Genomic DNA, 15,177 nt, shown 5'->3' with positions numbered 1-15,177 from the left:
CCGTTTTTCTCACTCGTTCAAGCGCCCCGGTTGCGGCGTGAGCCGACCGGTGCCACTCACCAGCCGGCTCACGCCGGCCGTTCGCCCGGAGATTCCAATGGCCAAGAAGACCCTGAACGACCTCGGCGACCTGAAGGGCAAGAAGGTACTCGTGCGCGTGGACTTCAACGTCCCGCTCGACAAGAAGACCGGGGCCGTGAAGAACGACCGGCGCATCCGGGCCGCGCTGCCGACCATCAGGCACCTCCTCGACGCCGGCGCGAGCGTGATCGCGATGAGCCACCTCGGGCGCCCGGAAAAGGCGACGCCGGACGAGCGCAAGAACCTCACGATGGATAAAGTCGCCGCGAAGTTCGGCGAACTGCTCACCGTACCGGTGGCGAAGGCCGCGAGCGACGTGGTCGGGCCGGCGGTGACGGCCGCGGTCGCCGCACTCAAGCCCGGCGGGGTTCTGCTGCTCGAGAACTTGCGGTTCGATCCGCGCGAGCAGAAGAACGATCCCGAGTTCGCGGCCGCGCTCGCGGCGCTCGGCGACGCCTACGTGAACGACGCCTTCGGCACCTGCCAGAACGACAAAGACACGTCGATGGTGGGCCTCCCGGCGAACCTGAAGGCCGCGGGCAAGCCGCGCGCGATCGGGCTGCTCGTCGCGAAGGAACTCGAGATCATCGACGGCCTGATGACCGAACCGAAGCCCCCGGTGCTCGGGATCATGGGCGGGGCGAAGGTGTCCGACAAGATCGCCTTCATCAACACGCTCCTCGCGAAGGTCGATCACCTGCTCATCGGCGGGAAGATGACGTACACGTTCCTCAAGGCGCAGGGCGTGGACGTGGGCGCGACGCGCGTGGGCGACGAAGAAATCGAGGCGGCCAAGCCGCTGCTCGCGTTCGTCGGCAAGAAGATCACACTGCCGGTCGATTACGTCGCCGCGAAGAGCGACGACCTGCTCCAGACGCAGGTGTGCGAGGGCGCGATCCCCGCGGGGTTCGAGGGCGTGGACATCGGCCCCAAGACGATCGAGCACTACAAAGTGCAGATCAAAGAGTCGGCCACGGTCATCTGGAACGGCCCGCTGGGGTGGTTCGAGCAGACCGCGTTCTCGCGCGGCACGCAGTACATCGCCGAGGCGATGGCCGCGAGCGCGGGCGTCACCGTGGTCGGCGGGGGCGAAACGGCCGAGGCCGCCGAGCAGTTCGGGTTCGCCGAGAAGATGACACACGTCTCGACCGGCGGCGGGGCGTTCCTCGCCTACGTCGAGGGCAAGAAGTTCCAGAGTCTGGCCCAGATCGACGATAAGTAATCTGGAAAATTCAAAACCCGAAGCACGAAATCCGAAAGAAAACAATCAGGTTGTCTGGTTTCCATTTGTTTCGGGTTTCGTGCTTGGTTATTTAGAATTTCCTCGAAGGAGGCAGGGGTGGAACGCATGGCGACGGAGCGGCCGAAGCGGGGCGTACCGGAAGGCCTGTGGATCCGGTGTACGAACTGCAAAACCACGGTGTACAAGAAGGAAGTTGTGGCCCGGCACCACGTGTGCCCGGACTGCGACCACCACTTCACCATGCCCGCGAAGGACCGCGTCGCGCAACTGCTCGACGAGGGCACCTTCGAGGAGTGGGACACCGACCTGCGCCCGTGCGACCCGCTCTACTTCGTGGACCGCCTCCCGTACCACCAGCGCCTCGCCGATGAGCAGAAGAAGACCGGGATGCCCGACGCGGCCGTCACCGGCAAGGGCTTCATCCGCGGGCGCCCGGTCGTCCTCGGCATCACCGACTTCGCGTTCATGGCCGGGAGCATGGGCAGCGTGGTCGGCGAGAAGCTGACCCGCGCCGCCGAGCGCGCGACGGAACTCAAGTTGCCGCTGATCTTTGTGAGCGGCTCCGGGGGCGGCGCCCGGATGCAGGAGGGGATTCTGTCCCTCATGCAGATGGCGAAAATCTCCGCGGCGCTGGGGCGATACGACTCCGCGGGCGGGCTCTACGTGTGCATCCTCACCAACCCGACGATGGGCGGCGTGGCGGCGAGTTGGGCGCTCCAGGGCGACATCACGCTCGCCGAACCGGGCGCGATGGTCGGGTTCGCCGGGCGGCGGGTCATCACGAACACCGTGCGCGTCGAGTTGCCGGAGAACTTCCAGACGAGCGAGTTTCTCCTGAAGCACGGGTTCGTGGACCGGATCGTTCACCGCAAGGACCTGCGCACGGAGGTCGCCCGCATTGTAGACTACTGCCAGATTCGGTAGCGCGGGGTGCGGAGTCGGGAGCGCGGAGTTAAAATTAATCACGTCCGCCGGGCGGTTTTCCGCAATTCGCCTTCACCCCGCGTTTCGCGCTCCGCGTTCCGCGCTGACTCCGAGGGTTCGCCGTGGGTGTGCTCGACTTCTTGTTCGGCAAAGGCAAAGGTAGAAGCGGCGGCAGCCCCAAAAAAGGGCTGAAGAAGATCAACGTCGCGAAGCGGTTCGATCTCGTCGGGCGCACCGGACAGGGGAGCATGTCGAAGGTGTTCCGCGCCTACGACCGCGAACTCGGGCGCACCGTCTGCCTGAAGCTCCTGGACAAGGCCAAAACCAAGAAGTTCGAGGAACGGTTCATCGGGCTCAAGAAGCCGCACGAGGGCGAGATCTGCGAGGCCCTCAAGCACGACAACATCGTGCGCACCTACGAGCAAGGGATCACCACCGACGGCGAACCGTACCTGGTCATGGAGTTGGTGGACGGGTTGGGGCTGAACTACCTCGTCGAGACCCGCGCCCCGCAACTGACCGGCAACCGCATCAACTTTCTGAGCCAGCTCTGCAACGCTCTCCAGTACATGCACGACAGCAAGTGGCTCCACCGCGACCTCTGCACGCGCAACGTGATGGTGGACAAGGAGGGCGTGCTGAAGCTGATCGACTTCGGCCTCACCGTCCCGTACACGCCGGCGTTCTGCGTGAGCGGCAACCGCACGGGCACGCCGGACATCCTCGCGCCGGAAATCATCAAACGGAAGGCGACCGACCACCGGGTGGACCTGTTCGCGCTCGGCGTGACGGCCTACGAGGTGTTCACCGGTCAGTTGCCGTGGGAGCGCTCGCCGTCGAGCGAGGAAACGTTCCGGCGCCGGCTCAACACCCTGCCCCGCGAGGCCAAAGACCTGAACCCGAACGTCGACGAGCGGCTCTCGGCGATCCTCCTGAAGTCCATCTCGCGCGACCCGGCCGACCGGTACCCCAGCGCGACCGCCTTCAAGGAGGCGCTCACGCGGCTGGAGAAACAAGACTATTGACCGCCTACCAGCTTAAACCACCGCAACAAAACGCGGCCCCACTTTCGCGGGCCGCGGTCTCGGAACTGGTAGTGGCCCGCGAATGTTGCGCGGGTCGGTATCAGAATTCGGGGCGATTTAGCACTTGTGTAACATTCGCAGGCCACCCCAATTCCCTCCGCGTTGTAAATAGGGCCGGCCTCTTTTCTGGGCGCGGCGCCTTCACCGTTTCCTGACACGGCTTCGTAAAACGAACGCATGCCTCCACCCGCTCCCGCGCCGACCGGCCGCGTCCGCACGATTGAAGCCGTCCTGCTCGCGATCGCGTTCGCGGTGGCACACACGCAGTCCCCGCTGTACTACTCGAACCAGAACCAGTACCTCCTGCACGGCGCGGCACTCGCGGGACACGGGCACCTCGCCCGCGACTGGCTCGCCACCACCAGTGACCCGACGCCGCTCTTCTCCGCGCTCGTTGCGGGGGCCTGCGCGATTCACCCGTGGGTGCTCCAGCCCGCGTACTTCGTGCTCCTGATGGCGTACTTTCTGGCGGTGCGCTGGCTGGTGGCGACCGTGCCGAACGTCCCCGATACCCGCGCCACACGAATCACTTTCGCAGCACTCTTCACAGCAACCCACGCGGCCATTTTGCGGTGGCTCTCGGTTCAGACAGTGGGCGTAGACTACCCGTGGTACCTGCAAGCCGGCGTCGCCGCCCAGTACCTGCTCGGGCCGGGAATTCAGCCGTCGGCGTTCGGAGTGTTGCTCGTGTTCGCGCTGGCCGCGTTCGCACACGGCCGACCGGTCCTGGCGTGCGCGCTGGCCGCAGTCACCTGCTGGTTCCATTCCACGTATCTGCTGCCCGCCGGATTACTTGTGCTCGGGTTCGTGCTGGAGTTGCTGCGCGAGGGGCGCACACGAGCAGGAATCGGGGCGGGGTCGGTCGCGCTGACGGTGGTTGTGCCGGTGATCGCGTTCACCGTTTGGCGATTCGACCCGTTCGGCTCGAACACCGATCGCGCGATGCACGTTCTCGCACACACGCGAATCCCGCACCACTGTCTGCCGGCGCGGTGGTTCGATCCGGTGGCCGGTGTGCAACTGGCGTGGCTCACGTTCGGACTCTTGCTCGCGCGGCGCGCCCCCTTTGGGCGCGCGCTCGCAGTTGCGGTGCTCGGGGGCGCACTCATCACGGGTGTGGAACTCGTTCTTCAGAAGGATTCACTGGCGCTCGCGTTTCCGTGGCGCGTCTCGGTGCTACTCGTGCCGGTCGCGACGACGGTCATCATCGCGCAACTGCTTGCGCGGAAGCCGCCCGGGACACGGGCCGCACGAATCGCTCTCGCGGGGCTGGTCGCGCTCGTTGCGGGCGGGGTCGTTGTGACGGTGGGGGGGCTCGGTTACCGCGGGGCCGATGAGCGCGAGTTGTACGATTACGTGCATGCGACCGCGGGGCCGGACGACGTGTACCTGATCCCGACCGCGTTCCCGAAGGTGGGCGCGGGCCGCGGGGCCGTATCGAACACGTTCGCGCCGCCCCCGCGTGCGAAAGAGGGGACGAACCAGGTTCCCGTGGACCTCCAACGGTTCCGGCTCGCGACCGGTGCGCGCATCTACGTCGATTTCAAGTCGGTGCCGTATGCCGCGGCGGAAGTGGAGGAGTGGGAGCGCCGGATGAAGTTCGCTTCGGCGCTTACGGTCGGGGGAGCATGGGACGCGCCCGGACGGCCCGAACAGTTGAAGTCGGAGGGGATCACGCACGTCATCTGGCCACGCACGCAGCCACTTTCCGCAAAGTATCTGGAAGAAGTGCATTCCGATTCGGCGTACACCGTTTACCGAGTGAGATGACACTCCGCTCGCTCACACCGCATCGGGATCGATGCCGAGTTCGCGGAGCCGCGCCGCGAGTCGCTCGGCCTTTTGTCGCGCCTCTTCCGCGCGTAGCCGTTCTTGTTCCGCACGCTGGCGCTCTTCTTCCGCGTGTTGCTCTGCGGTTTCGGCTCGCGTTTGAGTTTCGTGTTGCAGTGCGCCGAGATCGACGTAGCTCAGGAACCGTCGGCCGTCCGGGTGGTACACCGCGATGTTCCCGCGCTGCAACTCGAAGCGGATACCGAGCCGCGGGCTGAAGTGCCCGTTCATGTTCTCAACGCGTTCGAGCTTCTCGCCCTTGCTCAACCAACCGTCGAGGTGGGCCGGGAACTCCGGGTACACGATGTAGTATTCTTCCGCTCCGTACCGGGCGTAGAAGTCCCGCTTGTCTTCCATCTGGGTGAAGCGGTTACCCGGCGACCAGACCTCGAAGATTACTTGCGGGAAGACGTGGTCTTCCTCGAACACCTTGTAGCTACCCCAGTGCCCCTTGGGGCGCCCGAACGCGACGTACACGTCCGGCGCCTGGCGGACGTCCGCATTGCCCTCAACGGGGTAGATGAGGTGGTCGCCCGCGACAAACACGTCCTTCTGGTCCCGGAACATCAGGTCGATGTTGCCCTGGAGCGTGACGATCCACTCGAACTGGAGCGTGTTATCGGCCATCGGCTGACCGTCGGAGTCGGGGTAGTGGACCGCCGGCGGGGGCGTTTTGGTGATTGACGACATGCCTTACCAATAACAGAAGAGGGCCACGCGCTGCAAGCGCGTGGCCCTCGGGTTTTCAGATCACCGGGCCCTTACGCGGGGCCGGTGGTGACGGCGGGTGCGACCGCGTGGGAATCGAACCCGAGCTTCTTCTCGCCGTTCTCCTCCACGATCTTCACGGTCAGCGTGTCCGCCCCGTGGAACGTGCCCTTGAGCAGCTCCTCGGCGAGCATGTCCTCGAGGTGCTGCTCGATGGCCCGGCGGAGCGGGCGCGCACCATACTCGACGCTGGAGCCCTTGTCGATCAGGTACTCCTTGGCCTCATCGGTCACGGTCAACTTGATGCCCTTCTCGCCCAGCCGCTTGGCGACCTTCAGCAGTTCCATGTTCACGATGGCCTTGAGGTCGTCGTTGTTCAGCTTGCGGAACACGATGATCTCGTCGAGGCGGTTCAGGAACTCGGGTTTGAACTCCTTTTCCATCCTCCCCTTGAGCTTCTTCTGCATGTCCTGGTAGCTGGTCTCGGTGTCCTTCTTAACCCCGCGGAGCCACGGCGTGTTCATGTCGCCCTGGTCCACGATCGTCTCGGCCCCGATGTTCGTGGTCATGATGAGAATGGTGTTCTTGAAGTCCACCACCCGGCCCACGTTGTCGGTCAGCCGGCCCTCTTCCATGATCTGGAGAAGCATGTTCCACACGTCCGGGTGGGCCTTCTCGATTTCGTCGAGCAGCACCACCGAGTACGGCTTACGGCGGATCTTCTCGGTGAGCTGGCCGCCCTCCTCGTACCCGATGTAGCCCGGGGGGGCGCCGACCAGCCGCGACACGTTGTGCTTCTCCATGTACTCGGACATGTCGAGCTGCACGATGTTGTTTTCGTCGCCGAACATGAACTTCGCGAGCTGCTTCGCGAGCAGCGTCTTGCCCACCCCGGTCGGGCCGGCGAAGATGAAGCTCCCGATGGGCCGCTTCGGGTCCTTCATCCCGGACCGGCTCTTGCGCACCGCCTTGGCGATCGAGTGGATGGCCTCGTTCTGGCTGATGACGGCCGTGTGCAGCTCGGCCTCCATGTTGAGGAGCCGCCGCGTCTCGTCCTCGCCGACCTTGCGGAGCGGCACACCGGTCATCTTGCTGACCACCTCGGCGATCACCTCTTCGTCCACCACGCCGTCGGTTTCCTTGGCCTTCTCGCGCCACTGCTTGTGCGTGGTTTCCTTTTCCTTGCGGAGCTTCTCGGACTGGTCGCGCAGGCTCGCCGCGCGCTCGAAGTCCTGGTCCATGACCGCGGCTTCTTTTTCCTGGTTCAGCTTCTCGATCTTCTCGTCGAGTTCCTTGAGGTCCGGCGGCCGGGTCATGCCCTTCAGCCGCACCCGCGCGCCGGCCTCGTCGATCACGTCGATGGCCTTGTCCGGCAGGCAGTGGCCGGTGATGTAGCGCTCGGACAGTTCGACCGCGTGCTTGAGCGCGGCGTCGGTGATCTGGACCCGGTGGTGCGCCTCGTAGCGGTCGCGCAGGCCCTTGAGGATCTCTACCGTTTCCGCCATCGACGGCGGGTTCACGATGATCGCCTGGAACCGGCGGGCCAGGGCCGCGTCCTTCTCGATGTACTTGCGGTACTCGTCGAGCGTGGTCGCGCCGATGCACTGGATCTCGCCGCGCGCCAGCGCCGGCTTCAGCACGTTGGAGGCGTCGATGGCGCCCTCGGCCCCGCCCGCGCCGACGAGCGTGTGCAACTCGTCGATGAACAGCATGGTGTTCTTCGCGCGGCGCACCTCGTTCATCACCGCCTTGATGCGCTCCTCGAACTGCCCGCGGTACTTGGTCCCGGCGACCATCATCGCGAGGTCGAGCACGACGATGCGCTTGTCGCGGAGCAGCTCCGGCACGTTCTGGTCGATGACCAGTTGCGCGAGCCCTTCCACGATGGCCGTCTTGCCGACCCCGGCCTCGCCGAGGAGCACCGGGTTGTTCTTCTGCCGGCGCGACAGGATCTGGATGACGCGCTCGATCTCGGCCGTGCGCCCGATCACGGGGTCGAGCTTGCCCTGGCGGGCCAGTTCGGTGAGGTCGCGCCCGAAGCTGTCGAGCGCCGGGGTCTTGGATTTGTTGCGCCCGGCGCGCTCGGACCCGCTGCGCTCGCCGCCCTCGCGCCCGCTGTTGCCTTCGGATTCGTTCGGCATGTTGTGCCCCAAGAGATTCAGGACTTCTTCACGCACGTCTTCGAGTTTGAGACCCAGGTTCATGAGAACCTGGGCGGCGACGCCCTCCTGCTCGCGCAGGAGGCCGAGCAACAGGTGCTCGGTGCCGACGTAGTTGTGGTTCAGGTTCCGAGCCTCCTCGATGGAGTACTCGATGACCTTCTTGGCCCTGGGGGTGTGCGGGAGGCGCCCCATGACGACCTGCTCGCCGCCCGGCCCGTGCTGGACGATCTTCTCGACCTCGAGCCGGATCTTCCGGAGGTCGATGTCCAGGTTCTTGAGCACGTTGGCCGCGACGCCCGACCCCTCTTTAACGAGGCCGAGCAGCACATGCTCGGTCCCGATGTACTCGTGGTTAAAGCGCTGGGCCTCCTGGTTGGCCAGCTGCATCACCTTCCGCGCCCGATCCGTGAATCGTTCATACATCGACGCCGTCTCCCGCGACTGGGGATGAATCTGCTGAGCGCCGTAACGCGGCAGACCGTGTTCGGCTCCAACCCATCATATTCCTTTTGAGGCGGGAACCAGCAAAAGGTTTCAAGGAAGGGCCGTTGGCCGTTCGGTGTTGACCCGTTGCGTTCGACCGTCTCGGACGGGAAAACCCGGGGGAACCGGGGGAGAGGAGTGTGAAGCCTGCGGAATTCTAGACGCCGGTATGCGCTGAATCAAGGCGGCGGCCAAAGGATACTGTCGGACGTTACGCGCCGGGAGGAATGTGCGCCGGGTCACCGGCGGTACGGGACGTGGCCGTAGTATTTGGGCCGGGCGTCCAATCGCACGTGGAGCCACGGCACCCCGGCCCCGGCCGTGCTGAGCCACACGGGTGCGGACCCGAGCCGGCGCGTCATCGCTTCGCCGACCAGTGTCCAGAGTTCGTCGCGCTGCGCTTCGGGGGCGTTCCGCACAAACGCCGCGAGGTGCCCGTAGGCCGATGGCGCGCCGATCGGACACGGGACGACCATGATCGCGTCGCCACTGAGGTTCGGGAACTCGAGCGCTCCGGTCCCGGGCGAACGGTGGAAGTGTTCGTCGAATGCGGCCGGATCGGGGCGCCGGGAGAGGTGAGGGGCATCGAGCGCAACGAACTCGAACGCCCGCACCGCGGTCGCCTCCGTGACGCCGGGCGTTTCCCACCGGAACGCGGAATACGGCACGTCGGCGAGGAGCGCGTTGAACCACGACCTGAATTCGGCATCGGACCGGAGTGCGTGAACTACGTCCACGAAGGGTGCGGCGCGCGCGTCGCGATGAACGGCGAAGCGAAGGCCGGTGGGTAGCTCTTCACAGTGCGAGGTCCACATGCTGTGTCCTTATGTGGCGGAGCGTGAATTCAATCGACCGGCGCAATTGCGGGGAGGCTCACCATTATCCGACGCACGGGCCGCCGGATTCATTTTGTGGTCGCGCCCGAGGGATTGTTCTAATGTGTGTCTTCGGCTGGGTAGCCTTTTCCAACTTCGTCGCGTTTGAGTTGACGGTGTCGGCTTTCTGGGACAATAATCTCCCCATCGCCGTCTGTTAGTAGCGAATTTTCACGGGCGACGGGAAAAATATCGCAAGAGCCGCTAAACAGTCCGTTTCGCCCTCGTGCCCTTAACGTGTTGACCCACCTGATGTTCAGCCGCCGCAGCAATTCGGCCCGCACCAGATCTTCGCGATCCGCCGATTTTTCCGACTGTTGTGCCTGATTTTCTCGCCAGATCGAAAACGCTGTTCTACACTCGAAGCACCGGTTCCGCCCCAATCACCGCTCACCCGGAACCTGGCCGCACAGACGAAGGGGTTTCATGTCCACACCCGTAACCACCACCCACACCGAAGATAGCGCACCCATCCGCCCGTCGCCGCTCGTCAAACGTGTCTTCGGCGAACCGCGATTCCACACCGACGGCGACATCGCCGCGATCGCGTTTTCGGCGGACGGTTCGCTCCTGTCCATCGACGAAGCGGGCGTGCTCCGGCACTGGGCGCCGGACGGCGCCCAACTCGCGCGGCACTTCCTCAGCGACATCGAAACACTGTGGTGCTTCAGCGCTGGCGCGAAACTGCTCGCCAGCGGAAACGACGATCTCCTTTTGTGGGACGTGAAGACCGGTCAGCTCCTGCGCCGCATCGAACAACCGGCCGACCAGCAGTCGTGGGTCACCGCGATCGCGTTCAGTGCGGACGGGAGCACCGTCGCGAGCGGGCACGACGACGGCAAAATCCGGTTCTGGGACACGGCCGCGTACAAGTTCGTCGGGGAGATCGCCGCGCACCCGCGGAAGGGGATCGCCGCGATCGCGTTCTCGCCCAACGGCGCGTTCGTCGCCACCGCGGGCGAAGACCTCAGCGTGCGGGTGTGGGACGCGGACACGCACAAGCCCGTCGCCGAGCTGAAGAGCCACACCGACCGCGTCCCGGCGCTCACCTGGAGCCCCGATTCGAGCCTGCTGATTTCTGCGGGGTGGGACACGTCCGCGCGCGTCTGGCGCCCCACCCACCCGGACCCGCTCATGCTGCTCAACAGCCACGCGGACCAGGTGGTGACGGTCGCGTTCAGCCCGGAGGGGAAGTACCTCGCCTGCGCCGATTCGGACTTCGACATCCACCTGTGGCTCGACGCAGAGGCCGCCACGCGCGGCCCGGTGCTCCGCGGCCACAACGACGAGATCCGCTGTCTCGCTTTTAGCCCCGACGGGACGAGGCTCGCCAGCGCCGGCGCGGACCGGGTCGTTCACGTGTGGGACGTGCGCGACGGGAAGCTCATTGCGGGTCCGAACCCGCGCGGCCGCCACGCGATCACGATCATCCCGGGCGCGCCGCTGCGGTTGGCGAGTTCCGGCGCCGCGAACGTGCGCGTGTGGGACGTCGAGAGCGGCGACGAAGTGGCCCCGACGAACCTGTGCTCGGCGTTCTCGGTCGCGGCCAGCCCGGACGGGAAATGGCTCGGCGTCGGCGGCACGGACTACTTCACGCAGTTGTGGGACGCGGCCGACGGGCACCTCGCCGCGTCGCTCGAGGCGACCAAGCCGCCGATCGGGTTCGTCACGTTCAGCCCGGACTCCAAGGTTCTGGCGCACACCAGCCCGGCCGACGGCCTCGTGTGGCTGTGGACGTGCGCGAGCGGCCAGCCGGACATGATTATCGTCGAGGCCGCCGACGCCTGCACCCTGGAGACGCTCGCGTTCCACCCGAACGGTAAGTGGATCGCGTGCGGCGGCGTCGATTACATGTCCACCTGCGAGCGCGACGGCGCGGTGTGCGTGTGGGACGTGACGACGAAGGAGAAGCTCTGCACCTACGACACGGGCGTGACCGCGCTCGCGTTCGACCCGCAGGGCAAGTACCTCGCGGGCGCCGGGCTCGACGACGCGGTGTACGTGTGGGACGCGGAAACGCAGCACACCGTGTTCGTGTTCGGCGGGCACCAGCAGAACATCAACGCGGTGGTGTTCGACCCGACCGGCAGCTACCTGCTCAGCGCGGGCGACGACGGCACCGTGCGGGCGTGGGACGTCCTCAGCGGCCGGCACCTCGTGGCCCGCGCGTTCGACTGCCCGGTGCAGTCGCTCGCGTTCAGCCCGGACGGGAAGTACCTCTTCTGCGGCAACAGCAACACGACCTGCTACCAGGTCGAGTTCAAGAAGTTCCTGGAAGAGTGAAAATAGGCTCGTGAACCGAAGTGAGGGCCGTGCTCGCGAACCATCGCGGGCGCGGCCTTTTTCTTTCTGACAACTTCACAAACGCGAGCGCCAGGGTTCCGTTGTGCTTCGGAACTCTGGCGGCGCGAACCGGCCGCCCCTTCCACGCGAAATTCCCGTGCGCGAGGGCCGACACGTGTTAATGGCGCTGGCATTTCTCGTTGCCCTCGGTCCGGCCACCGCTTCGGCACAGGGCGCAAAGCCTCTACTCGAAGACGTGCGCGACCGCCACCGCGCCGCGATCGAAGCGATCCGCACCGTGACCTATTCCTACGAATGGAAGCACCTGAAGGACGAACCGATCCAGTACGACAATGTGTCGGCCGGGCCAGCCTTAGTTGGCGTATCGATTGATTCGGCGCACGAAACGGGGCCGGGACAATACTGGCAGTCGCCCGATGCCTGGAGAACCCGGGCGCTCTGGTCGGACGGGCGGACCGTTGATGAAGTGTTTCGCTTCGGTCGGCTGATACGGGCACAGACGGCGAAGAAAAAGAACCCCGATCAGAGCCTCGAGGTAACGTCTGAAACAATGTCGGCGTTTCAACGCGGTCACGGCTTGGCGGTGCTCTTCGCGCACTGGTCGCGTGACTCGGAGATCCTGCCTTTTCACGGTTTACTGCACCAACCTCACAAGATCCGTTCTGTAGAGCGACTTGCGGCGCGGTCCGATGGGTCCCCCGGCGAAATTCGGGTCGTGCTGGAGAACGACAAGTGCGTCTGTGAATTTTGGTTCAGCCCGAAACACAATTACTTGATTCGCAAGCGGATCGAGCACCCGGCCGACCAACTCCGCCACCGGCACGAAGACGAGGTCTCGGAGTTCGTCGAACCGAACCCCGGCCAGTTTTTTCCGGCGCGGATCGAGAGGCGCTCGTTCGAGGCCGGCGAACTCAAGCAGCACACTCGGAGGAATTTGTCCGAGGTGCGGATCAATCGCCCGGTTCCTAACGAAGCGTTTCGGATTCCCGGTATCGAGGGCTGTCTGTGCGACGATCAGACAACGGGAACGCAGTTCCGCGTTGATGCGGATGGGTACCGATTTGGTGCCGAGTGCCCCATTCCCCCGACGACAATTCACCAAATGGCCCACTTCGGGAACCCCACGCATCCGGCGTCCCCACCCGTGTCCGGGGATCAGTCAACGGTGTTTTGGCTCGGAGTTACGATCACCGTTCTGGTGCTAGGACTTTGCGTTGCGATATTTGAAATCCGCTGGTTGCGGGCCGAATTGCGAAAGAGGCCGGTTCCAAAACTCAGCGGCAATTGAGAGCACAGTTGCTCCTGGTTCCCGGTGATTGAACGCGCTACGGTTGTATCGCGTTCCTCGATACTGGTCCCGACAGGGATCAATACTCGCCTTCTGTTCTTTTCTCCGCGCCCTCTCGCGCCCTCTGCGGTGAATACTCCGCCCGCCTCACTCCCACTTCGGCAGGTCCGCGGGCGGCTTCGCTTCGAGCTTCTCTTTGTCGCGGGCGATTTGCTCCTTCAGTTTGGTCGTTTTGTTCTCGATGTCGCCGCCCGTCGCGAGGAAGTAGTGACCCGCAGTCGCGCCCGCGTCGATGTTCAGCACGGGGTTCGCGTCCGCGGTAAATCGCGCGTTGTCGAGCGCCACCCACTCACCCTTCTTGGTTTTCACCCAACCGTTGCCGAAGGCGGCGCGCCGCTCTTTTGTGGTGGACACTTTGTTCCGCCGGAAGTCTTCCACGAACGAGTAGCAGCCCTTGAGCAGGTCGCCCTTCGTGAGCGTCGAGAACGTGACGAGGTGCTTCCACTCCTTCTTTTCGGGCACGAAGAAGTAGCCGCTGTACGCGGTCCGCGCGTCGCCGTCGGGCTTCGCGGTCACGAGGAAGCGGTACGTCTGGCCGACCTTCCATTCGTAGTCGAAGAACGATTGCCCGCCGGTGCCCTCGCCGCCGAACCGCTGGACGCGCACCGCGTCGTCCTTGTGCAGCATCTTCACGCGCTTCTCGGCGTCCACCTTCTTGGGGTCGTCGCCGGCCGTCGGATCCCACACGGAGAACAGCACGAGCTTCTTTCCGTTCGCGAGTTCCTGGATGCCGAAGTACCCCTTACCCCACCCGGCGGCCATGAAGTACGTGCCGTCGGCGGACTTCTCGACGGTCATCTCGTTGTAAAACGCGACCCCTTCCGGCGCCGGGTAGCCGAGGTGGACCGACCGGCACGCGATGCCCTTCAGTTTCTCGTCCGCGGGGCTGGAACAGACAGCAAAAGTGGTAAGCGCAAGAGTCGCGATGGCGAGGCGTGTCATGGGTTCTCTGAATGTCAGGAGTGGAGAAGGGGCGGCGCGTCGTCACAGATCGCCCACCCGATTTCGGGGCGGAGTGCGAGCGTGTCTTCGTCTTGTGCGACACCGAGCAACCCGCCGACGAATCGCATGTCGAACTTCTCGGACCGATAGAGCCACTCGAAAGGCGCGTCCGAGTGCCCGGTCGGGAAGCCGTCTGGGGCCGGCGCCCAACTACGGGGATCTTCGTGGAATAGCGGTGACGGGATCAGACGCACAATGCCGTCTACGGGTGCTTTAACATATGGGAACAGCAGCTTGATCCACCCCCTGACATACGGCGGATTGCAGCCCGATTTCCCCCACATGTACATATCGTCCCAAAAATCCGGGTCCGCATTGCCGCGGGCGGACGACGCGATGGCTTCCAGGATCGGTACCAATTCGTTCACCCAACGAGTCAGACCGAACTCGCCGAACCGTTTCACGCGCTCGGTGATTGCGTGCCAGTCGTCTGGGGTTCCTTCAAGCACGATGGAGGGAATACCACACAGACCGAGGAACGTGTAGCGGCAGTACGGCTGCATCGCGTCGAACAGCACGACCTCCATTGCGGCGCGATTGGTCGGGGTAGTGGTCGAGAAGTCCGCCACAAAGAGCTCGTGACGGTCGCGACCAATGAGTTCGCGGATCAGTTCCGAGAACTTTTCAAACGCCTCCGGCCACGGGTTCTCTGGTGAACCCTTGATGAAATCGTCCCGGCGCACAACCAGCTCTTCCTGGCCGACATGGGAGACGAACTTGTGGCGCAGTTCCTCGGCATTCAGCCGGACGTGTCGCGCGAGCCCCTGCGTAATCGTTAACCAGATCACATCGGGTGAAATAACTACGGGGTAGTGCTGCTGATAGGCCGCGTGCATCGCGGCAATGAGCGGGTTCACCGGTCCTTGGCGGAACAACAGGGAACCGAAACGAACCAATTTCCCGTAGTACCTCGAGGCCGATTCGACGCGCCGCCCGATCAGGTGGCGCACGGCAGCGTAGTACGGTTCTTGTCGCATGCGTCGACGTGCGGGCTCCACATCGGCCACGTGAATGGTGATGGCGGTTTTGGCCCGGTGTGGGAGCGGCGGGCGACGAAAAAGATGACGAAGTGAGATCATCTGGGCACCGAATTGCCAACGGTAGGATGTGAATGCCGTGCCCGTGATTGTAA

11 protein-coding genes are annotated in these 15,177 nt (G+C 64.5%); 6 read left to right on the top strand and 5 right to left on the bottom strand.

Annotated elements, in window-relative coordinates; genetic code table 11:
• Positions 1-97 precede the first annotated feature (97 nt).
• The 4 genes from J8F10_RS33260 to J8F10_RS33245 all read left to right on the top strand — a co-directional run bounded on the left by J8F10_RS33260 (position 98) and on the right by J8F10_RS33245 (position 5,103).
• A complete protein-coding gene (locus J8F10_RS33260) occupies positions 98-1,303 on the top strand; it encodes a phosphoglycerate kinase (protein ID WP_210661179.1) in 1,206 nt (401 codons plus the stop codon).
• Positions 1,304-1,399: 96 nt separating this feature from the next.
• Positions 1,400-2,248 (top strand): acetyl-CoA carboxylase, carboxyltransferase subunit beta, encoded by an 849-nt coding sequence (gene accD / locus J8F10_RS33255; protein WP_390891156.1) that lies wholly within the window; start codon positions 1,400-1,402, stop codon positions 2,246-2,248.
• A gap of 122 nt (positions 2,249-2,370) precedes the next feature.
• Positions 2,371-3,273 (top strand): serine/threonine protein kinase, encoded by a 903-nt coding sequence (locus tag J8F10_RS33250; protein WP_210661175.1) that lies wholly within the window; start codon positions 2,371-2,373, stop codon positions 3,271-3,273.
• Positions 3,274-3,510: 237 nt separating this feature from the next.
• Complete coding sequence (locus tag J8F10_RS33245) at positions 3,511-5,103, top strand: DUF6798 domain-containing protein (RefSeq protein WP_210661173.1); 1,593 nt, start codon at positions 3,511-3,513, stop codon at positions 5,101-5,103.
• A gap of 12 nt (positions 5,104-5,115) precedes the next feature.
• On the opposite strand, the gene J8F10_RS33240 is transcribed toward J8F10_RS33245, so the two are convergent.
• The 3 genes from J8F10_RS33240 to J8F10_RS33230 all read right to left on the bottom strand — a co-directional run bounded on the left by J8F10_RS33240 (position 5,116) and on the right by J8F10_RS33230 (position 9,331).
• Positions 5,116-5,853 (bottom strand): Uma2 family endonuclease, encoded by a 738-nt coding sequence (locus J8F10_RS33240; protein WP_210661171.1) that lies wholly within the window; start codon positions 5,851-5,853, stop codon positions 5,116-5,118.
• A 71-nt stretch (positions 5,854-5,924) separates the two neighbouring features.
• Positions 5,925-8,456, bottom strand: a complete 2,532-nt coding sequence (locus tag J8F10_RS33235) for an ATP-dependent Clp protease ATP-binding subunit (RefSeq protein WP_210661169.1) — start codon at positions 8,454-8,456, stop codon at positions 5,925-5,927.
• Positions 8,457-8,755: 299 nt separating this feature from the next.
• Entirely contained in the window at positions 8,756-9,331 is a 576-nt protein-coding gene (locus J8F10_RS33230) for a DUF6940 family protein (protein ID WP_210661167.1), read from the bottom strand.
• Positions 9,332-9,817: 486 nt separating this feature from the next.
• On the opposite strand from J8F10_RS33230, the gene J8F10_RS33225 reads away from it, so the two are divergent.
• Positions 9,818-11,674 (top strand): WD40 repeat domain-containing protein, encoded by a 1,857-nt coding sequence (locus J8F10_RS33225; RefSeq protein WP_210661165.1) that lies wholly within the window; start codon positions 9,818-9,820, stop codon positions 11,672-11,674.
• A 181-nt stretch (positions 11,675-11,855) separates the two neighbouring features.
• Positions 11,856-12,983, top strand: a complete 1,128-nt coding sequence (locus J8F10_RS33220) for a hypothetical protein (protein WP_210661163.1) — start codon at positions 11,856-11,858, stop codon at positions 12,981-12,983.
• Positions 12,984-13,130: 147 nt separating this feature from the next.
• Here J8F10_RS33220 and J8F10_RS33215 read toward each other — a convergent pair whose 3' ends face one another.
• Positions 13,131-13,985 carry a DUF3472 domain-containing protein gene (locus tag J8F10_RS33215; RefSeq protein WP_210661161.1) on the bottom strand — a complete coding sequence of 285 codons (855 nt, stop codon included), beginning with the start codon at positions 13,983-13,985 and terminating at the stop codon, positions 13,131-13,133.
• A 14-nt stretch (positions 13,986-13,999) separates the two neighbouring features.
• Positions 14,000-15,022, bottom strand: coding sequence for a DUF4419 domain-containing protein (locus J8F10_RS33210; protein WP_210661159.1), 1,023 nt, complete (start codon positions 15,020-15,022; stop codon positions 14,000-14,002).
• Between the last annotated feature and the right edge of the window lie 155 nt (positions 15,023-15,177).

It is taken from the genome of Gemmata palustris, assembly GCF_017939745.1.
In the GTDB taxonomy this organism is placed as follows: domain Bacteria; phylum Planctomycetota; class Planctomycetia; order Gemmatales; family Gemmataceae; genus Gemmata; species Gemmata palustris.
This window is presented reverse-complemented; position numbering and strand designations above follow the sequence as displayed.

What these genes read in the sequence shown, in the direction of transcription:
- J8F10_RS33225 (WP_210661165.1), top strand. Translation starts at nt 9,818, where the DNA reads ATGTCCACACCCGTAACCACCACCCACACCGAAGATAGCGCACCCATC.
- J8F10_RS33260 (WP_210661179.1), top strand. Translation starts at nt 98, where the DNA reads ATGGCCAAGAAGACCCTGAACGACCTCGGCGACCTGAAGGGCAAGAAG.
- J8F10_RS33230 (WP_210661167.1), bottom strand. Translation starts at nt 9,331, where the DNA reads ATGTGGACCTCGCACTGTGAAGAGCTACCCACCGGCCTTCGCTTCGCC.
- J8F10_RS33210 (WP_210661159.1), bottom strand. Translation starts at nt 15,022, where the DNA reads ATGCGACAAGAACCGTACTACGCTGCCGTGCGCCACCTGATCGGGCGG.
- J8F10_RS33215 (WP_210661161.1), bottom strand. Translation starts at nt 13,985, where the DNA reads ATGACACGCCTCGCCATCGCGACTCTTGCGCTTACCACTTTTGCTGTC.
- J8F10_RS33235 (WP_210661169.1), bottom strand. Translation starts at nt 8,456, where the DNA reads ATGTATGAACGATTCACGGATCGGGCGCGGAAGGTGATGCAGCTGGCC.
- J8F10_RS33220 (WP_210661163.1), top strand. Translation starts at nt 11,856, where the DNA reads ATGGCGCTGGCATTTCTCGTTGCCCTCGGTCCGGCCACCGCTTCGGCA.
- J8F10_RS33245 (WP_210661173.1), top strand. Translation starts at nt 3,511, where the DNA reads ATGCCTCCACCCGCTCCCGCGCCGACCGGCCGCGTCCGCACGATTGAA.
- J8F10_RS33240 (WP_210661171.1), bottom strand. Translation starts at nt 5,853, where the DNA reads ATGTCGTCAATCACCAAAACGCCCCCGCCGGCGGTCCACTACCCCGAC.